Source organism: Natronorubrum tibetense GA33 (assembly GCF_000383975.1).
In the GTDB taxonomy this organism is placed as follows: Archaea; Halobacteriota; Halobacteria; order Halobacteriales; family Natrialbaceae; genus Natronorubrum; species Natronorubrum tibetense.
Map to the genome: position 1 here is coordinate 3,302,658 of NZ_KB913017.1, position 20,997 is coordinate 3,323,654.

The window sequence follows — 20,997 nt, forward strand, 5'->3', positions numbered from 1 at the left end:
CTAGACCCTGAACGGTGTGGCCAACCATCCATCTCGCCGTTGTTTGATTTGGCGACCGAAGATCGGTTCAAGCGCATGGAACTCGTCATCAACCTGTAGCTCAAAACTATCACCAACGCTCTGGAACCTCCCCCCAACAGCGAACTGAATCGATGGGAGAGGGTGCTGGTTATTCAGATAGTCCATTTCGGAGCGCATGACCGAGACAAGCCGTTCGCAAAGTTCGTCGTCTTCCGAGAGCGCCTCTTCGAGTCCGACGACACAAACTTCCTTCGGGAGCGTACGCCCCTCCAACTGACGGATGAACTCGTCAAGCGGAAGTTGATAATCGGCGGTGGCACGGCTCTCCCGGTTCACGATATTATACATCCCCGCCACTGCGTCGATATCGCTCATTGTTCCCTCCGAATGAGCTTAATGTCGTGAATCGTCTTAATCATGAAAGAGCCCTCGATAGCCGTCATCGTTAGTAAGCCTTGCCAGCTCTGCCGCTAATTCGACAAGCTCGCTGGTTGTTTCCGTTTCCCGTTGATCGCGGAGTTCTCCGGGAGATTCCGATTTCTGACGGAGCAGATGTACCCGGTCGAGTGGCGTCAACTCTGACTCCGCCGTTGATGTGAGATATGTCCGTCGGGACTCGTCGGCCCAGCTAGCGATTCCAAACGTGTCACCGGCCGTAACGAGCCCTTTCCGGCGTAGGTCATCGGGAGAAACGTTGGTGCTATAACAGAGTCGTTGGAGATCACGATGTGATGGCGCTTCCATCTCGAGGAGGCTGAGATAGATTTCATCAGGCGTGACCTCTCCCGAGACAAGTTTCTGGAATTTAGCTACCACTTCGACTGGGTCCATTGTATCTCCCCCGCGGTGGACTTGACCGTGGTGCTGAGAGTACACCCGGAGACATCGTCCCAGTTCAATGATAGAGATCTCCCCCTCGGAGGGGGACTGGTCACTGTCCTCAATCTGGTCTCGTGCACGCCCGGCGGAGCGATGTGCTTTCCGGCGGAGTGCTGACCAACTGATCGGTTCTCTTCCCTGAGAATTTGTGGGGCGTGCAACGACGATAACGGTAACATTCGGTTTATTATCACCGAAGAGCTCACTCGCGTTGGCAGCGATTGGGTACATCGCTGTCAGTTCGAAATCCTCCGAGCAAAGCGCGTCGACGAGGCCACCCCACGCATCAGCGTCGCCATTGCGATAGGTGAACACCAGAATCCCGTCGTCCGCAAGTACTTCTTGTATTCTCCCGAACGCGGTTCCGAGTTCATACTCGAATGTTGCCTCATCCTTTTCTGTCGCGGGATTAGAAATGATACTGTTCGAACGCGGCGTCGTTTCCGGCTCGAAACAATCGTATGAATCGGACAGGAGGATCCGCTGCCAGACGTAGAAAAAGTCGGATACTTCTGAGTATACGACGTTGTCATAGTACGGCGGATCAGTGATGACGGCGTCGTATTCTTCCTCCAGTGAAACCTCACGCATATCTCCCTGGTGGAGTGTGTACTCACCACCGATCAGCTCCTCAAACGATTCCGTTTCGTGGAGTTCCTCGTTCTCGAGATATCGCTCAGTCGGATCGTGGGCGAAATCGACTGCGTCCAGTATTTTCTGCCAAGTCGTGGTGAACGTTCCTCTCCCGGCTCTCGTGCCCCAGACGTTGTTTTCCGCGTAGCTCGTCCGTGGCGTGTAGGAGTTCCGACCGAGTGCGCCCTCGATCTTGCTCCCAGCACTGTTGTACCGTGAGAAGTTGTTCTGGAATAGCAAGGAATCACTGAAAGCTAACAGCAGGAACTCTTGAACATCGGGATCGTCGATTTTGTCGATCGACCGGAGGAGTGTCGATAGACTGTAAAGCTGTCTGCCATTGAACATGTCCTGCCACGTCTCGTACCCATGCTGGAAGATATCGTTCCCACTGATCGAGGAAGCCGCTGTGATTGCACCCTCCGGAATCTCTCCATCTGGTGCATAATCCGACAGATTATCGTTCTGCTCCCACTGCTTAGCAGCGTCTTCGTAGCGTTTGATATCTCCCTCGCTTGGGGACTTGTATCCCTTGTACGTCGATCGTTCTTCCCCCTCGTCCTCACAATCCGTGCAGTAGTACTCTATCGCGTACAGCTCCTCCCCGTAGGACTGGCCCTCCGAAATCGCGTCAACAATTGGGTATTTGAGCCCGCACGAGGGGCATCCGTACATTCCACCCTGGGAAACCGGTCCGTTCGCCGGAGCGAACTCATGTCCACAGTCTGAACAGACGGATTCTGTCGAGATATCGTCCGTCAAGAAAATCTCACTACAGTCCGGACAGACTACATGATCGCGGTCGCTATCCTCGTATCGGCCTTTTGCGACACGGTAGTCTTTGAACAGCAGTATCGTCTCGTCACAAGAAACGCAATCAAGGGAACGAACCCATAGTGCGTACACGACGTCGGCTACGTGGTCACTGTCATGTGGACAGTCCGTCTGGTACAGTTCAGCAAGCTCGTCCGAAATATCTGCTTCGACTTGCTCGAAGGCGTTCTCTAAGTCATCTCTTTCGACTTCAGCCGCCTCGAACTCTTTTTTTGTCACGAACCACGCAACCGGGTTCAGATCAATTCCCGTCACCGATGCTCCGAAGCGGCTGGCTTCCAAGAGGCTTGTTCCCCCACCCATGAACGGATCGAGGACACTGATGTCCGCTACCTGTACATCTTGTTGATATAGCTCCCAAAGCTCACTTGGGTTTCCCAGATCCACACTGTCAATTAACGCTCCGATATCAGGTTCGTCATCTTCGTTCCCGTTCGTAAACTGCGACAGAGATGCATCGTCTCCGCTTCCCGGATGATCACGTACACTGACGCGAGCGGGATCGTCAAGCAGCGTGTAGAGAGAGATCGCTCTGAAAACGCTTCCCAGTTGGCGAGCCCACCATTTGTGCATCGTCGTCAGGGGACGGTAGTGGAGTTTCGCTCTGCCCTCTCGCTCGGCCAAGGCACTTACCTCTGAAATGGGGAACCCCCTCTCTATCGGTCGCCGGTCGGGCTCTTCGGCTGGGTCAGGCATATCGAATCGTATTTTCGAGATGGTATTTGAACCTTCGTCTCATTCGAACTCGAGAGTGATATCGATGGTCGTCGCACTTTCCGGGATCTGTTCCAGGATGTCGGCGACCGTATCGTGGGACTGGCCGACTTGCAGTTGCAGTTCTGCGTGGGTCTTCTCAAATGTCGCCGCGTCGCCGAAGCCAAGAGGTGCCGCACCCTCTCCTTGACAGGTGATCGAAATCACCCCGTAGCTAATCGTACCTGCCTCGTGGGACTGTTGCCAATCCGATCGGAGATCGGATGCACTGTCACCCTGATATTCGAACTTCCAAGTATCGTCCTTCGGAACACGGAAGCCTGCACCGGGGAACCAGTCCGAAGGATCGGTCGATCCCATCGTCCCGAGTTCGTATTCCGGGTCGTCTCCACCGAGATGTGCCAACAAGAAGTGTCTTACTTCATCTTCAGTTGCCTCAGGGGCACAGTTCGTCTGAACGTCACCGATACTAAATGTGGCTTCGTCGTCGAGATCGCCGATGTATTCGAGTATCCGCTCGCCAGTGTTGTCGTCGACCATCGGAACGAGAGTAACTGAAAGGGGGTCCCGATTGCCCAGCGAATTGACGTAGTCGCCGCCGGTGTTGACCCGATGGCCATCCGAAATCAGGCCACTCACCGCTCCTCGGAACGCTGACTCCGTCTCGTCATCGGATAAGAACACTTCGGAGTCGTTTCGGATCGCAGTCAGGACTTGACCAGTTTTCGCCTCGCCTGCTGCATCAATCGCAGCTTCGATACGAGAACGAACCTCAGTTACACCGATTCGATTAGTATCGGAAACATCTCGAAGTGTTGCATCCGAGCGAGCCTTGGTGATGATTTCGCTCCCACTAACCAGTACGTACTGGTCCTGAGCTGCCAGCCGTCCCACAGCCATCATAATATTGTCTTGCGGATCACTGCCCTCAATCCAGACGTCCGTTCGTTTCAGAACCTCGAGTTCGAACGCTCCCACCTCAACTTCTGCAGTGCCACCACTGAATTTCCGCCGCAGCTCGTTCTCGATATCGTCGACAGTCCATCGCTCAACATCGTCTTGTAACACCAGGACTGTATCAGGACTCAGGTTCTGCAACTCGTCGGTGAACCCGGTATTGTCATGTGCAAGGACAGGTTTGTCTTCAAGTCCATCCTCCACCGCGTTGACGACCGCTTGTTTGCTCCCGGGAATCGGGTACGTCGGATCCATCAGGAACTGTTCGTAGATATCGTCTATCGTCGCTTCACCGCGACGATCTAGTCGGTTTTGAACCAGGTCCCAGACATGCCGTTGAAGATCAAACGGGTCCGCCTCGGTGGCCGCGGCAATGTTGCTCGCACTCAGTTCGTCCTCCGCGGAGACGAAGTTCCCGAGCGTCATTTCCGCGGCGTAGTCGAACTCATTCAGCAGGTCGTCACCGTCGATGACCTCGCCGTACGCACTGCTCAAGCGTTCTTCGAGGTCTTCGGTGTACTCCTCGTGGAGCTCCTCGATACCCTGGATAATCTCGTCGCTCAGATTCGGATCGTCTTTTCTGATCTCCGCACCGATTACTTCCTTCGCTTTGCCGAGGAACTTCTCCTGCTGGTCGGTTGTGGAAATGCGTTTGTCGTTTTTGGGTTGAACGAATACTAGGGTGTTTCGCCACTGTCTGCCGGCCGGCTGGTTTTTAATGATTTCAGCCACGTCCGACCCACTCCACGGACCGTTCTTCACGACGACCTTGATATTCTGGCTATCGGGAACACTCTCGAGTTCGCCTTCGGCATTGAATCCAACAGGGTACGATCCTGCGCCAAAGATAGAGTTGACCGTCTCCCCGAGAAGCTCCATTGCGTCGGAATCGTCCACATCTCTGGCCGCGTTCTTCACCAGCGATCGCGGGTTCTCGTCTTCTCGAATAACGAATTGGTCATCGTTACGCCAGAGGTGGTACACCTCCCCTTGGAGGCGCTCCAGATCGACAATAATATCGTTTACTCGGTCGCCGGCGTGGTAGGTCCCGAGAATGATGTCCGATGTCGTCGCCCCCTCGGCGAGCCCTGGCGTGAGCGAGTAGATGAGAACGGTACTGAGGATCGGGCGTCCGAATGGGATGTCCGTATCGGCCAGTCGGTCCACGATGTCGTCGTAACACCGGTCTGGCCGCGCGTGTTCGACGTTGATACGGGTGAGTTCGTCGTTGTAGTCGACCGCGTCGACCGTCCCGTGAGTGACGAGGTCCGTCTCCTGGTAGCTGTCTACGAGGATCTTCGCGAACAGGTACAGCATCCCTCGGGTCGCACCGGATTCTGTCTCCGCGAAGTAACGCGTCTTCAGCGAGTCGATCAGCTCCGGGTGGAACGGATAGGTATCCTCCATATCTCCCCGAAGCCCGTCCGGTAGGTCAACGTAGTCTGTCCCGTCGTACGCTTGAATGTACTCGTCGACGAGCGATTCGACGGCAGCCATATCCACCGACCCCGGTTCGACGAGGCGGTGACGCAGCACGTCCCTGATGTCCACCTGATTGGACATGTTCACCTCGACGCGGGTTTGCCGCGAGAGAATGTCGTGGACATCCGATCCCTCTCGTAGCACGGAGACGATGGCGAAGAGGTTCGTCCGTGAGGTGGTCTCTAATAGTGCTTGGAGGAACCCCTTGTTGGCGCTTAGACGGCGGCCATCGAGCGTTCCAAACCAATCCTCGAGTTCGTCCATAAAGAAGGCGACTGTCCGATCGCCAACCGCGTCCTCGATTACGTCGATGGTCGGGTACCCACCCTCTTCGTCGTAATCCTCTTCGCTGATCTCGTAGTCGAGTGCATCGAACAGCGGTTCCCAGAGGTAGTCGTACTGCTCCTTCTGGAGCGAGACGACGACGGGGAGGCCATCTCGCGGGAGTGTCCCGTTGAAATCGTCGATTCGGCCGTTGGCCCACTCCTCGACGACTTCCGGAGAGTCGAAACAGTGGTACATCGCCACCATCTGATGGGACTTCCCCGTCCCGTATGGGCCGTACATTTCGTGGATGCGAGTGTTGTCCTCGCCAGAAAATGTGTCGCGGAGCCGTTTCAGGGAGTCTTCTAGCCCCCCAGTCAGCAATGTCCGCTGGAAGAATCGTTCGGGGTCCGCCTCCAGCGAGTCTTCGTTGTCCTCGACGTCGTACAGCCGGATCTGCCCTTTTATTAATCCGTCTCCCTCGGTGAGTTCCTTGCTGAGCGTGAGCACGTCGTCAATGCTCGTGTCCACCGATCGTTCCATACTCATGTTATTTCGATTCGTTAGCAGGGACGATAATGAAGGTACGCATCTTGGATCCGTTCGCGTCACGTGGTTTTTTCGCGAGACGACCGAAAGCTGTGAAACAGGAGGATGCTGTAGACGCGGAAGGGCCCGGACAGACTACGCTATCAGAGAGGTCAGTCGTCTTAGAACTCGCTGATATCGACGTTAACGTCGAGCAGTTTGAGGTAGGTCTCGTCGCCGCTGGCTTCGGCCAATCTCTCGCAGAGTTCACGCAGATCATCGTCTTCCCCTCGGATCGGTACTCGCTCCGATCTTTACCCTCTTCGAACCGCTAGCGGAGGAAGTGGACCTTCTCCAAGGGCGTCGGATTCCAGTGTGTCGTCATCACTGTCGATATCATAGAGTTGAATCTGACCTTTGAGCAGGCTGCCGCACTCAGTAAGCTCTGAGCTGAGCGTCAGTACGCCATCGTTTTTGTGTTGAGAATCATTTCCTATAGAATCTCTACTGGGTAGAAACTAAATTGGATAGTAAAAACTATTACTTAGTAGTGTGTGAGTGAGGGTATGGGGAAAGAGAAACGATCGATCGTGTTCACGAGCGAGGGGATTACCGTCAAGGAAGAGCGCAAAGCACCGCTTTCGAACGATACGAAGTACGTCACTATCGACGAGCTCGAGTGGGACGATTTCCCGATCGAGAACCTCACGATGGAGGTCACGAGTGTCTGGCCGAAAGTGAGTGACGAAGACGAGACCGCGCTAGAAGCCCTGGAATTCGAAGTAGAACGCCTGGAGCGAGCCGATGCCCAGACCGAAGCGTCGACGTCGGACGACTTCTGGGAGCAGGTGTACGAACAGACGGGAATCACGTACGAGGACGGAGAGATCACACTCAGTGGGAATAAAAACGCCAAGGATAACCTGGTCGCGTTCGTCAACTTCCTGCTCGTCAACGGATACCTCACGGAAGGCGATCTCCCGATCAAAAGCGGCTGGAAGCGGTACCTGATCAATACGGAGCCGCTTCATCAGAAGGGAGGATCGATGGCAGAGGATGTCGAGGTCACTGATGGGGTCTATCTCGAGACGAAGTACAGTCGAAAAGACATCTGCAAGAAGATCAAGGAACTCGCAGAGCGGGTCGGTGAGCTGGAATAACGATGTCATCGCAAATCGAGCACTGAATCACTACGTTTGAATGCCTGCCTAACAACCAGTCACACGAAAAGTTCCAGTGGAAACAAGGGGGTGTGATAAGATCAAACGTTGCGACGTACATGACTAGCTTGTTATTTGCTGATTAATATATTCGTGAATCCGAATTGCTACTTTTGTCGAGTGAGGGAAAGTGATTCTGATAACAAAATTTATGCAAGTACGATCAACTATGAGATCATCGAAAACCAGTCCTAGTCCTCAGCAAACTCGAGCAGCGACGTATCGACACCGAGCATCTTCAGGTATGTGTCGTCACCCGTAGCCTCGGCGAGACCCTCACAGACGTCCTGAAGTTCGTCGGTATCCCACTGCTCGAGATATTCACTCGTCGATTTGTCTTGTTCGAAGCGATACCGGAGGAAGTGTGCCTTATCGAGAGCGGTCAGATCACCGTTGTCCTCCTGGACCTTGCTCTGGACGTAGGCCTGGCGCTTTTCGTCGGCCCAGTCACACAGGACGAAATCATTGCCCTCGGTTCGGAAGAGGTGCATCTCTTTCATCGTCTCTTCGGCGGCATCGGAGTGTTTGAGATGCTTGTTTAGGTCGTCGTAGGACGGGTTGTACGCCTCGAGGAGATCGAGGTAGACGGCCTGTTCGCCACGGGTGTTGTCCTGAATAATCCCGTAGATTTTCTGGACGACCTCCTTGGCGGTCATAATATCGCTCCCACGATGAACCTCGCCATGATGTTTGGAGTACTCCTGGAAACACTTCCCCATCTCGATGACACCAATGTCCCCAGCTGCGAGATCACGACTCTCCTCGAGCGTTTCTCGAGTTTCGGCAGCCGTTCTGACGATACGTCGGCGGAGAGAGTTCCATGAGATCGGTCGATGGTCCTCGACAGGACGAGCGACGATGACGATGTCGAAGGAAACAGCTTCACCACCGATGAACTTGTTCAGATCAGAATTGATCGGATACGTCGCCGTGATCTCGAAGTCGTTCTCACAGAGCGACTCAAGTAACTCGCCCCAGGATTCCTCGTCGCTGTGGTGATAGGTGAACGCGAGGATGCCGTCGTCTTTCAGGGCTTGTCGGATAACGGCAAGTGCTTCGCCCATCTCGTGTTCGAAGTCCTCCGCGGTCTTGTCGAGATAGGGGTTCGTCACGATGGATTCCGCACGTGGGGTTTTGTCTTCATCAAAGCCAGGATATTCGTCCTTAAGAAGGATTTTTTGCCAGACGTAGAAGTAGTCAGCAACTTCTGAGTAGATAATATTATCGTAGTATGGAGGGTCGGTGATCACCGCGTCGTATTCGTCCTCTGCGGTTATGTTCCGCATGTCATCCTGATAAACCTCAGAATTTAAACCAATCGGTTGTGCGAACGCAGGTGTTTCATTGTTTTCGCCATTGTCGATATGACGTTCAGTCGGGGAATTAGCGTACTCAACTCCGCGAATGGTCATATCCCACATAGCGGCAAACGAACCGGACCCATGCTTGGTACCCCACAAATTGTTTTCAATAGGTCGTTGTGGCGCATCGAAAGAATTTGTGTTAAATATATTGGCAATAAGATTCTTCCCAGGGTTATAGGACGTCATCAACGTATTGTAATTCAAACTTTCTGTAAATGTTAGCAATAGATACTCTCTTATATCACGACTTTTCTCATCATCGATACGGTTGAGAAGTTTCGAAAGTGACAACAACTGCCTCGAATTAAACATATCTGTCCAATCTTTGAGGTTATGCTGAAATACGTCGTTCCCGCTCACTGATGACGCCGCCGTGATAGCACCTTTAGCAATCTCTTCATCAGGCACATATTCATGGAGATCCGTTCGCGTTTCCCACTCACGTTTCGCCTCTTCGAACAGTTGCTTGTCGGCGGCTTCTGCCTTTTTATAGCCTTTGTACGAGCTCTTCTCTAACTCCTGCTGGTCACACTCTTTACAGTAGTATTCGACCGCATAGAGGCGCAGGTCGTACCCACCCTGTTCGGCAATGCCGTCAGTGATCGACTCTTTCTGTCCACATTCGGGACAATTATAATAGCCTCCTCGAGATACGTTTCCTTCCTTGGGAACGAACTCATGGTCACACTTGTCGCACTCGCTTTCTTCTTGCCAGTCGTCGACGAGCGTCACTGCCCCACAGCCAGGACAGAGGACGTTGTGCTTGTCGTCGTTTTCGAACCGACCAGCAGCGACGCGGTAGTCTTTGAATAGTGGAACGGTATGACCACAGGAGACACAATCCAGTTCCTTCACCCAGAAATTGTACATCACGTCCGCGTCGTGCTCACCGTCGCAGTTCGGACACGGAGTCCTATAGTATTGGGTGATTTCGTCAGCGACGTCTTCTTTGACTTGCTCGAACGCCTCCTCAAGTTCCTCGACGTCAGTCTGGCCGGCCTCGAGTTGCTTCTTCGTAACGAACCATGCCACAGGGTTCAGATCGACCCCGACAGAGTCGACGCCGAAGCGAGAAGCCTCTACAAGTGAAGTCCCACCACCCATAAACGGATCGAGAATCTTCTTGTCTTTGATTCGGACGTCCTTCGGATAGAAGTCCCACAGTGATTCCGGATCGTCCATCGAAACCTCGCGAATAGCGTCGACGAGATCGTCATTGCTCAATCCATTGCTGCCGAGCGTCTGATTTTCGCCCGGTTCGTACACGTCAACGTCGTCGATCGTCGTCTCGTCGTCGAGAAGTGAATAGAGCGTAATCGCGCGGAAAAGACACCCCGGCCTGCGTGCCCACCACTTGTGCATTGTGTAGATGGGGCGGTACCACTGCTTCGCCCGACCCTCCTTTTCGGCAATCTCGTTCACTCGCTCGATCGGGAAGCCGCTTTCGATAGGGAGTTCAGAACGACCCTCCGACCGCTTAGATTGTTCCTGTTCAGACATGAGTCAGCCTTACCACACCTTTCCAGAGGACCCATATAAAAATACGCAACTGCGCGGTCTCTGTGGTGGTTCTTAGTACAGATGGCTATAAAAGGACAGAGCATCATAAAGGTTGTATATCAACAAATTCTGATTAGATAATATGAACTATCGAATCGTAGTGACCGTCGGACTTACCGCGATCATAGGAGCAGCAAAACTCATCTCCAAGCTCCGAAGCAAAGCTGACGACGAAGAAGAGACCCCACAGGACGATCAGGAGTCAGACGAGGCTAACGCTTCTGAGTCGGATACGCAGTCTTTCACCGACGAAACGGCAACCCACTCCAGATCTTCGGAATATAACTCCTCAGAACAGAAGGAATCCTGGGAGGCTCACAAGAGAGCAACGCGGCGTAGTCCTCCCGTCGAGCTCGGAGAGGTCCACGAACTGGGGGTCGAAGAAGTCCTGGATCACCACACTGGCAAGCAACAAGCGCGTGGAAAAATCGAAGGATTCCAAGTTTTCGTCGACGATGTACCCAGTGATATCCGTCCGTTAGATATGATCCGAGTCAAAATTTTGTCTTATGGAAGGGGGCGGACCTCTGCAGAGGCCAAGTTCTTAGAACGAATGTAAATCCTCACGTGGCATTTAGAAGGTCAGCCGGGAGACAGAAACCTTCACAACGGTTGACTCGAACGCTGTCTATATGTCCGAAACGATCGAGGATCTCCTCGCAGACATCAACACTGATGTCTATCTCCCGGGACTCCAGCGTGAGTTCGTCTGGTCACCGAACCAGATCGAAACACTGTTTGATTCGCTCATCCGCGGCTATCCGATTGGTGTTCTTCTTAAGTGGGACATCCGCCGTGCTCGAGACGACTACTACGCATACGAGTTCATCCCGGAATACATTGCTGACGATGGACGCGTTCCCCGGTCAATCAAGAATCAGGGTTTCAGACGGAACAACAAAGGCGTCGATGATGCTGATGCGGACTCACTGATCATCGACGGGCAACAACGCCTGAACTCGCTCTATATTGCCCTGTACGGGAGTATCGCCACATACACAGGCGGAAGCGGACGCACCAGAGACGAGTCCCGGTACTGGGACGAGAAGAAACTCTGCGTGAACCTCTTCGGTCACCCACAGCACGATCGCGACGGCCTCGCCGGCGACTACGAGTTCAGCTTCCGTCGATCCGATCAGTTCGCCGATGAAGACGAATTCGGATACGAACACCGAGGCGGAACTCACCGGTACTGGTTCCCCCTTCCCGACGCCATCGCTGACGACGGACTTCTGCGAGAGCAATCTGACCTACGAACACTTGCGAAGGACCGAGTTCGATCAACGACTATCGAAGCCGATGAGGAGACCCGCGAAGCGCTATACGATTCGGCGTCGCTGGTCATGGACGAGCTTTATCATAACGTAATGAAGAGCGAACTCCCAGTGGAGACGATCAAGAAGGACAATCACCACATCAAGGAGATTTTCCAGCGGATCAATATCCAAGGAGAGGAGCCTCGTCCCTACCAGCTCATGCTGTCGAAGCTGATGAGCACGTGGCCGTACATGGAAGACCGGCCATTCAATCCTCGAGGGAAGGTAGAAGACTGGATTGAGGACTTCAAGAGCGACTTCCCTGGGTACGAGACGGAAATCGATCGGGACTTGTTCATGCGATACTCGTACATGCTCCTCGACGACGATCTCGCCGGAAAGACCTCGGTCAATAACCTTTCCGAGAAGGATATGGAAACGCTCCGAGCGAAGTGGATGGGTGGTCCAGAGGAGTATTCGTACGCTCCCTTCGAGTGGTTCCCTCGAGCGATGGGGATATCACTTGAGAGCCTCCTCGCGATCGGCTTCTCTGAGTACACAATGGGGTCGAAGAGCCATATCGCACTGCTGGCGAAGTTCTTCTACGAGAATCCATCGATAGACCATACTGATCCTGAGATTCGAAATGATATCTTCAAGTTCTTCGCAACGCTGCTGTTGTTGAACGAGAGCCATGGACTCCTGCGGCGAACGAAAGCCCGGACGATCATGTCGGTCGTCTCAGAAAACAAAGGGGAATTCTCGTCATTCCCAGCACGTGAGCTATTCGACCAACTTGGTGTCAGTCCTGCCAGAGAAGACATCGAACGAGTAGTTGACCATGCGAGTTACAATCCGAACGCCACGGGATCAGTGACGTTCACCAGTCGAAACGTTGCTGCAGTACTGGGGCTCCTCGATGGAATCTACGGCGACCGAAACATCAGTGACTACGAGGTCGATCACATCTTCCCTGCCAGCAGAGAAGACGAGGTGAGTGATGCAGTTGGTGAGGATGTCAACATCCATAGACTCGGGAACCTGCAGTTGTTGCACCACCGAGTGAACAACAGTGAGAAGGATACTCAATGGCCGCTCGACTGGTTCGAAGACATTTCTGAGAGTGAGCAGCGACGATATCGCAACGACAACGTGTATCCCGAAGATGTAGAAATGACGCCCGAAAACTACACCGAGTTCGTCGAGAAACGGGAGCAGCTGATCAAGAGACAGTTGATCGGTCGATACGTCAGCGGCATGGAAGCAGAGTAACTGAAGAATGTGAATTGAGTAACTACAACCGAATCAGTGATGTATTGGCGGCAAGCTACAGTTCTGCACTTATTAACGATCCATGGACCTCCCAATTGACCCAACGCAAAACGACGCGTCACCACAAGAACTCATTCGCAATCTCCCCTCGCAGGCCGCACGTCGTCGCGTCCTCCAAGCGGCCGATATCTCCATCGACGTCGACGATCGGAGCTTCGCCGACACGCTCGATGAACTCTCTCAGATCGAACTCCGGCGAGCAGCGTCACAGCTCCGCTTTGCGGGCGCCCGGACAGTCTACTACTACCGAGTCGATGGACTGCGCCAGGTCTCACCCGACGGTGCAACCGGCCGAGTCGGGGATGTGGGCTCCCCGGGCGCGTACGGGCCCGAAGTCCAGACCGCCGTCAGGGATCACGACCGCATCTACGTCGTCTGCAATGTCCCCGACACCGGATCCCAGACACAACTGACGATCTCGAAAGAAAACCGGCCGACGACCGTCGCGACGTTCAAACCGAGAACACAGCTTCTCGCCGTTCGGGCATCCGACGACGGCACCGCAGACGCGACTGTACAGGCGGTGCTGAGTTATCTGGAACTGGATGATGCAACCCGTATTTCTTTCCTCGATACCGGGTTCCGGGGACGGCTCGAGGATGCCTGCGTAGATGGGTATTCGACGCTCCGACTGAGGAATACGAACCCTCGAGACAGCTCACGGGAGGTCGAGGTTCGGTCAAAAGAATCGGAGACTGAGAATGTAGCTGACGTTCGTACCGATGCGATCGTTGAGGACCTACTCCGGCGTGGTGACACGGAACTCGACACGGCGACGGGACTCGTCGCCGTCCCGACTGACGTCCGATCGATGGAACACGGCGAACCCCTGCACCCGCGGGTGACAATTGGATTTCCGGATGGGTGGGTAACCTTCGAACAGTTTGTGCCCGAGCAGGTGTTGATTGCGTTCGACAATATAGTGCGGGAATCCCTTTGATATACGACCAAGTAATCTGAATGGCGTGATCGAATAGCGTACTGATAGCCGATAAACTCAGCTATAATTGTCAAGAGAGCAACTTACAATACGTTCCGGAACACGTTATACTTCTTCTCTATCGAGATATTCGATTGTGCTATTCGAAACGAGCCGATATTTCAAGAAGTGATCACGGATAAGGGTGTAGCTGCCCCGGTTTTATTATATTCAGGGTCGTTTCTCCGCAGTATATGCTGAGGAGAATTGTCGATTTTCTAAACCCTTGGAAGCGAAACGACCCGAATTTGTTGGAGTATCTGGAGCTAAATGAGTGGTACGAATCGTTGTCTGAAGAAGAGCAGCGAAAGCTGGGGAAGTACAGTACGGTATTTGGCGAGAGCGATGTGGGTGCGTTATTGAACCAATCTATCTCGTCGACCTCGCAAACGCAGCAGTCGTATCTGAAGAGTGTCGGCTCGAGAGCGGCTAGAAACGAAGACTACGAATTTGCTGAGAAAGTTCTTCTCAGGGCGCTGGAGGCAGAAGATGATAATCCGAACGATCGCCATTTCGTGTACAATACGCTCATCAGAATGTACTACGACCAGCGGGATGAGCGAGCCGATGCGATCGAGAACTGTATCAAATACTGTAAAGAGGACATCGATCACATCGACGAATTCCTGAGCGTGTTGGACCAGGACTCCAACATCGATCACCTTCCGTCAATTCCCTCGTTCAAGCGGTTAGCCATAATTTATGAAAGACAGGGAAAGTACCGAGATGCCGTCGAAATTTGTGAGATGGCTCTCGAGCGTGGGTTAACAGACGGGACGAAAGGTGGGTTCGAAGGACGAAAACAACGTCTTCAAAGTCAAATAGACGACTCATGACAAAAGGGATTGCACGAATTGTGGCTGGGATGTTAAAGAGTGAGAAAGGATTTTCTGTCAGAGGGGCGATGGTTTGGATACCTTTTCAACAGAACCCATTCCAGATCCAAGACCACATTGCTCATGCGCTACGGTTGCACGGGTACGAGGTTAAAGGTAGAAATCACAGATCCTACGCTGGCCTTGAATTGGGCGTACCAGGAGCGCGTGAACTATCCGATTACGAACTTCGTGACGTCCTCCAAGAGACCTACGGATATAGTGGTCGAATCGCCGGCCTTTCGCACGAGAATCAGGCATTCGAGATCAAGGCAATTGAACCCGGAAACATATTGGAGATTCCCGCCATAGGATGGCTCGGTGACGAGTCTCGAGTTGTTATTGGCGAATACAGCGGGATTTACGTTGCAAAAGTCCATACTGATACTCTCGAGGTTCACGACAGTACGAGAACACTGAGAGTGGTTCATCCAGCATACGATCGGTCAGAGACGACGCCCGAAGAACTAATCAATAGAAACGAAGTGATCGTAAAGAGGCGGGAGTGGTCTGGATATCCGCAGCAGCAGATTACATAGGTTGATACGTGACGAGATGATCGCCTCCTAGCTATTCCTCGGTAAATTCGAACACCGAGGTGTCGACGCCGAACATTTTCAGGTGCGAATTATCGTTTGTCTCTTCGGCAAGTCCCTCATATACCCCTTGATTTCCTTGGTATCGTACTAGCTGTGTCTCGTCGAATTAGATCCAATTGTCTCGCCTAACTGATCACACATACACTATTCACAGACGGTTAATTTCTGTAATGAATACGCACGCCGTCGGGCCGATACTCGATATCGTCGATACGCTTAGTGAGTGTCGGAACTCTATCGAACACACGATAGACGTGCGGATTGTCCGACAACGCGTGATGTACGCGCACGACTCTGTAACTGTCGGGTCGATTTACTGCCGTTGCGTGTTCGTTACTCGTCAGCGTGAACGTGGATACCTCGTCACCCTTGCTAGCCTTGACCTCGACGAGCGACTGGTGCTTCTGTCCGAGACCAGCGATGGTGAGATCCGTCGCAGGACCTGCTATTTTCGCTCCCTCGAGTAAGATGTCGTACCCTCGATTTTCAGTACTGACGTCGAATACCTCGACGAGTCGCTCTTCACCATCGCACTCACCACGGATGGTGGCTCTTCGATTCTCTTCGTCTTCAATCGATTCCTCGAATCGTCCGTTCGCCTGAAGATAGTTCTCCACGACTCTTCGAAGTTCGTCAAACACGAACTGCTCACCGCAGTCGCCAATCTCTTGTCTGTCGGCGTCGCTGTGACCGAATCCACCACTGCCACCACTGTTGTTCTTGTAATTTGATTTTCGGTGGTGGCTTGTCGTAGACTCCGATTTATCGCCACGTTTTCGATCCGGTTTCGTCGTTCTCGTTCGCGACCGATTCTGGTTTCCAGTTCTCGTTTGTGTTTTCTCCCGATTTGTCGTCGACGAGCTTGCCTTTTCCCGATCTATAGGCGTGCGATTAATGTCATTTGATCCGGCAGTTTGATTCGATCTCTCCGACTCGTCGGTTCGTTTCTCGACGCTCGGCTCTGTCTGTTCCTCGTGGGTGATTTCGTCTGATTCCTCAGTAACCGATGTATTCTCCCCAGCTTCCGATTCGAGCGATGGAATCTGATCGTCTACGTATGGAGATGGTGTCGTAGATGTCGACTCTGGTTGTACAGGATCCTCCTCGATCGTGGGCTCTTCTGTCGTTGATGTATCCGATCGAGATTCCTCATCCTCTGCTTTCGCTTCGTCTACTTCCTCCGTTTCGACACTCGGTTTCGTTTCTTCTGTCGATGTCTCCTGCTGTGATTCCACTTCGATGGCCGGTAGAACGTGATACTTGTATTCGCTGTCTTCGAGAAACGCGCGGATCAACTCGTCGGATTTGCCAACCGCTCCCTTCATCAAGGAACTCAATCGAGAACGGTCCGTGGATTCCAGCTCGAGTTCTCTCGTGAGAGCGTCGATGAGAGCGAATCCTGCCTTATCGTCATCTCTGAGTACGATCGTTTTCTCTTCCACATCGATGAAGCACTGTCGATCGTTGGTCGTAACTACGTACTCTCCATTGAGGAAGTACGTGCACGAGATCTCGTCAGTCCTGTAGACCGAGAACCCACCCATTTTTTGAAGGCGCTCTACTCCAGAACTTTCGGTACTCTGGACGTAGCTGTACGCAACGTCCAGTACCTGCGAATAGTTCTCGGTGAGCCGCTCGGCGGGCATATCGTCCGGAACTGGGGTCGTAAGTTCCGTCCGCAACGCTGGCTCCAGTGGGTTGGTTCCGGTCAACGTCTCGAGTCGTTCCTCATAAACGGGATCCGTGTATCGCTGGTTACGCTCTAGATGAAGTATCCGTTCCTGGATTGGAGTTGGAAGAGTGGAGACTAGCGTCGAATTATCACTGTGATACTCAACGTCGCCGTAAGCACTGAGAGTGTTTGCTGCTGTCGGGACGGAGCCCTGCTTTTCGAGCATCGTCGTTGCTTTCTCAAGTGGATCTGCTGGACCACCGACCTGATCTCGAGGGAGGTACACCACTTCTTGAAGCACTTGCCACCATGCTTCTTTGCGATCGGTTCCCTCCAGTTGTTCTTCTTCCGAGTCGGATAGTTCCCGACCTAAAAAGGAAATATAGTCGTCTAATTCGGGTTCCTTCTTCGTGTCGAGTTCTTTCAAGAGCGGCCACGCGTCGGGATAGATGTCCGAAACCGGGACGAGATAATCACCGAGTGACTGACCTGACCACGTCACCTGTGATGACTTACGGAACGGCGTTTCAGCGTTCCGCACGAATACGAACGGGAGGTCCTTCAGTTGGTCGACCACGTCTTCGTTCACTGACCCTGCGTCCAACTCGGGTAGTTTTTCGGAGATAGCCCAGAGTTGTTGTCTGATAGTCCGCTCGATCTCGTCAGCGTGGAACTCATCAAGGTCGCGCCGATACGTATCGATCTGCTGGCTCAGTGTACTGATGGTAACCTGTACTCCCGGAGACTGACGTATCCCGAGGAATTCAATGAGTTCAAGAGATTTTGGTTCTGGCTCAATGAACGTTACAGGCTTATCCTCGGTCAGTTCGTTTCGAACGAAGAGATTTTGTGCCCTGTGGACACTCTTATCAGACCCCGGGGCGCACATTGCTTCCTGAAGGAACGTGCCGAACGACGATGGACAGTAACAGTCTTCCTCGTGAACCTTGTATTTCGATTTGTTCGTCGAGTATCTATAGGAACGATACACCCGCGATTGATAGTATGAGTCCCACCACTCGTCTATCATCTTGAAGAACTCGGTCCAATACCCGATCGGGTTCACGCCCGAGTTGTCACCTGTTACCGCTCTCAACGCCGCTTCCGTCTCGTCAGGGAGATACCGATCGATCACCGCATACTTGTAGTTCACAATCCGGCCACGTCGATTTTCACGTTTCATCCACCGCCACTTGTTAGCGGTACCGTTGTATCCATCTAGGAGCTTTTCGTCGTGAACTTCCGTCTTATCCTCGTCGCCGTGCTCCTCAAGAAATCTCCGGACCTCGTCCTCCGATTTGAAGCGATCGCTCTCCCACGGGTCTTGTTTTTCGACCCTAATTCGTCGCCGAACGCCCAATGTTGCGAGCGCCTCTATCCACTCCTCTTTCGAAAGCTCTCCGAGTTCTAAGTAGTGGCCAGAAATGGGGTCCACGTCGTCAAAAATGCGAAAGATCGTATCAGTATCGTAGTCGTCGATATACTCCGGTCCGAAGTAGAGGGTCTCGGGGGGTTGGAACTGAACCGTCGCGTCGTCGGTGTTCGTTTGCAACTCGAGTTGTGCGACGTCACTCAACGTACTCGGTCGTTTGGCCACGAAGCGAATGAATTCGTCTGCCCGTTCCGGTGTGAGATTACCGTTCTCGAAAGCGGGATTAATTACGTTCTGAACGACGTCGGTCGACTTGAGCTCCGGTATCTCGAGTAGCTCATCGAACAATAGGTCTTGCGCAAGAGATGCCTCCCGTTCCAAATCCTCACTCGGCTCCTCAATCGACGAGACGAAATCACTAGACAGAAGAATTAGGTTGTCCGACTCGGTGAAAATATCGAACTCCGTCGCTGTGTTCCCGCTGAGCCGATAGAGCGTTTTCTCGAGTCCAGCGTACGACGTGACTGAACCATCTTCGAGCGGGAGAAAGGAGACTTCCTCGAGACTATCAGTGAATTCCTTCTGTGCTTGTTTCTCTTCGCTGCTGGTCCGGCCGAATCTCGACACTTCGTACTCAGAACTCCAGTGACGCATGATCCCTGCAAGAAACCTGATGAGCCAGTTATCGCTTTTTGATTCGAACAAAGAAGAGTCTGTACAGTGGTCTAGAAACGTCTCCAGTTGGAGTTGGCTATCCGGTACAACCGCTTGAAGACGTTCTCGAGCTGTGTCCGAAATCTGCTCAGATGGATACTTGACGGGGCGGTCGAGAACGTCGCTGACCTCCGCTTCAGTAAACAGGTCTCGGAAGGGATCCGCAAAAAATACCACTTCTGACGGTTGGAACAGATTATCTCGTCCGTCGGGAACACAGGATTCAGAACGTACGAACGAGACGATATCAGTTACTAACGGATCGATGTACGGGTCCATCTCTCGTTCGAGATTCGGATCAGGTACTAATTCGAGTATCTGAGACGGATCAACGAGCTCGCTGTGAAGTTGAACGAACGCCGTTTCGAATACATCTACGGCGCAGTTGAGCAACTGTTCGTTGAATTCGTCCGGCCAGATAATGTGCTTGCGATCGGGTTTGAGAGAGAAATCCGCCTGAATGTGGAACGGGAGGTTCGTATCCGGTTCCGTCGGAAAGTAACAGAAAAGGTGAGATTCGTCCAGTGCCATCGGTGCACCGTCTGTATCGATCGGGATCGCGATTTCGATGTCGAGTTTGAGGGTTTGCTCACGGAGGGCGTCCGTGTTCAGGTTCCGTTTCTCGGCGAGGTAGTTCACAAGTTCCCGATCGGGTTCGAACGTTCCGGAGAACAACCGCATCCGTTCGGACCGAACCGGTTCACCGTTTTGCTCGCAAATTACTTCGAATCCACCGTCGTCAATGGGGCTCGCGCGGAATGTCTTTCGCTCACCGAATGCCGAAACGTGTACAGTATCGATATTGTTGAGGAACGGAAGAAGGGATCCGATTGAGTCTAACTGTTCCTCGAGAATCTCTCGGCGATTTTTCTTCGCATCGTCGGTCAAGGGAAGAGTGATCGTTGTGCCATCGTAGCATTCGTCATCTGTGGCCGGTTGATCGTTTTGACCAACTGGCTGTGGAACGGTTCGTTCGTCCGTGGTGTATCGAAACGAGAAGAATCCAGAGTGAACGTAGACGACGTTGGCTAAGCTGAAAACCGTCTTGAAACCGATGCCAAAGTGGCCAATCGAATCCAAGTCCCCCTGTTTCGTACTCCTTGTATATGCGCCGAGTGCTTCGACGTTCTTGACGGACATTGGTTCTTCGTGATTCTGAAAGACGAGCGAGTCCTCAGTCAGTTGAATCGTCACCTCGGAACAATTCCCGCCGATATCGTCCGCGTTCTGTAACAACTCTGGAAGGACGTGTGTCGGGTTATCGAGCGTCTCGGATGTGACTTCGCGAAGCCCTTGTAACTCCTCTCGAGCGGCGGGATGCGTAGCTTCCCACTTTGTCCGTTCTTGTTTTTTGATTTGTGAGAGGATTTCTCGAGCTTGAGACGGAGATGTAGGACGCAACGACGTATCGTACCCATCGACCATTGTCAACTGCCTTTACCAACTATCTTCTCTGAAAAAACGTTTTGGGCACTGAAAACGGCGCTATATTCCTTACACACGCCCATATTAGTTATTCTGGAGAGGTTCCAGTACTGGAACATCATGTACCCCACAGCATTTCGCCTTAGTGTCAACTATTTCTTCTTCGCTACGCCAAGTATCATCGAGCAGTTAATTACCCCGATATTTCAAGTAGTGAACAGTCTCATACTGTTCGCACTAGTTCTCTTTCTCGCATGGCTTCTCCACAGAAATCTATTATCAGCTAGAATCACGATAGTTTGGCTCTGTTGAAATCC

Annotated in this window: 12 protein-coding genes; 7 read left to right on the plus strand and 5 right to left on the minus strand. The window is 52.7% G+C overall.

The genetic code is table 11. From position 1 onward, the window contains the following. Genes NATTI_RS0117060 through NATTI_RS0117070 form a run of 3 tightly spaced genes read right to left on the minus strand, consistent with a single transcriptional unit; the run spans position 1 to position 6,327 of the window. On the minus strand, positions 1–396 hold the full coding sequence (locus tag NATTI_RS0117060; RefSeq protein ID WP_006090793.1) for a hypothetical protein: 396 nt from the start codon (positions 394–396) through the stop codon (positions 1–3). 36 nt (positions 397–432) lie between these two features. Then, complete coding sequence (locus NATTI_RS0117065) at positions 433–3,063, minus strand: DUF1156 domain-containing protein (protein ID WP_006090794.1); 2,631 nt, start codon at positions 3,061–3,063, stop codon at positions 433–435. A gap of 39 nt (positions 3,064–3,102) precedes the next feature. Beyond that, positions 3,103–6,327: a hypothetical protein gene (locus tag NATTI_RS0117070; RefSeq protein WP_006090795.1), complete on the minus strand. Its 3,225-nt coding sequence runs from the start codon at positions 6,325–6,327 to the stop codon at positions 3,103–3,105. A 98-nt stretch (positions 6,328–6,425) separates the two neighbouring features. On the opposite strand from NATTI_RS0117070, the gene NATTI_RS0117075 reads away from it, so the two are divergent. Further along, positions 6,426–6,647 (plus strand): hypothetical protein, encoded by a 222-nt coding sequence (locus NATTI_RS0117075; RefSeq protein WP_154658243.1) that lies wholly within the window; start codon positions 6,426–6,428, stop codon positions 6,645–6,647. 231 nt (positions 6,648–6,878) lie between these two features. Further along, entirely contained in the window at positions 6,879–7,472 is a 594-nt protein-coding gene (locus NATTI_RS0117080) for a hypothetical protein (RefSeq protein WP_006090796.1), read from the plus strand. A 251-nt stretch (positions 7,473–7,723) separates the two neighbouring features. Here NATTI_RS0117080 and NATTI_RS0117085 read toward each other — a convergent pair whose 3' ends face one another. Then, the gene (locus NATTI_RS0117085; RefSeq protein WP_006090797.1) at positions 7,724–10,396 is read right to left on the minus strand and encodes a DUF1156 domain-containing protein; all 2,673 of its coding nucleotides are present in this window, start codon (positions 10,394–10,396) and stop codon (positions 7,724–7,726) included. A 142-nt stretch (positions 10,397–10,538) separates the two neighbouring features. Here NATTI_RS0117085 and NATTI_RS0117090 point away from each other — a divergent pair, with 142 nt between their 5' ends. The 5 genes from NATTI_RS0117090 (at position 10,539) to NATTI_RS0117110 (ending at position 15,437) form a co-directional block, all read left to right on the plus strand. After that, positions 10,539–11,015 carry a hypothetical protein gene (locus NATTI_RS0117090; RefSeq protein WP_241434339.1) on the plus strand — a complete coding sequence of 159 codons (477 nt, stop codon included), beginning with the start codon at positions 10,539–10,541 and terminating at the stop codon, positions 11,013–11,015. Positions 11,016–11,088: 73 nt separating this feature from the next. Further along, entirely contained in the window at positions 11,089–12,984 is a 1,896-nt protein-coding gene (locus tag NATTI_RS0117095) for a DUF262 domain-containing protein (RefSeq protein WP_006090799.1), read from the plus strand. An 82-nt stretch (positions 12,985–13,066) separates the two neighbouring features. Continuing rightward, positions 13,067–13,984, plus strand: coding sequence for a hypothetical protein (locus tag NATTI_RS0117100; RefSeq protein ID WP_006090800.1), 918 nt, complete (start codon positions 13,067–13,069; stop codon positions 13,982–13,984). A 233-nt stretch (positions 13,985–14,217) separates the two neighbouring features. Continuing rightward, positions 14,218–14,859, plus strand: coding sequence for a tetratricopeptide repeat protein (locus NATTI_RS0117105; RefSeq protein WP_006090801.1), 642 nt, complete (start codon positions 14,218–14,220; stop codon positions 14,857–14,859). Next, on the plus strand, positions 14,856–15,437 hold the full coding sequence (locus NATTI_RS0117110) for a hypothetical protein (RefSeq protein WP_006090802.1): 582 nt from the start codon (positions 14,856–14,858) through the stop codon (positions 15,435–15,437). The genes NATTI_RS0117105 and NATTI_RS0117110 overlap by 4 nt, the downstream gene beginning before the upstream one ends. Before the next feature lie 218 nt (positions 15,438–15,655). On the opposite strand, the gene NATTI_RS0117115 is transcribed toward NATTI_RS0117110, so the two are convergent. Continuing rightward, a complete protein-coding gene (locus NATTI_RS0117115) occupies positions 15,656–20,680 on the minus strand; it encodes a DUF3883 domain-containing protein (RefSeq protein WP_241434351.1) in 5,025 nt (1,674 codons plus the stop codon). Between the last annotated feature and the right edge of the window lie 317 nt (positions 20,681–20,997).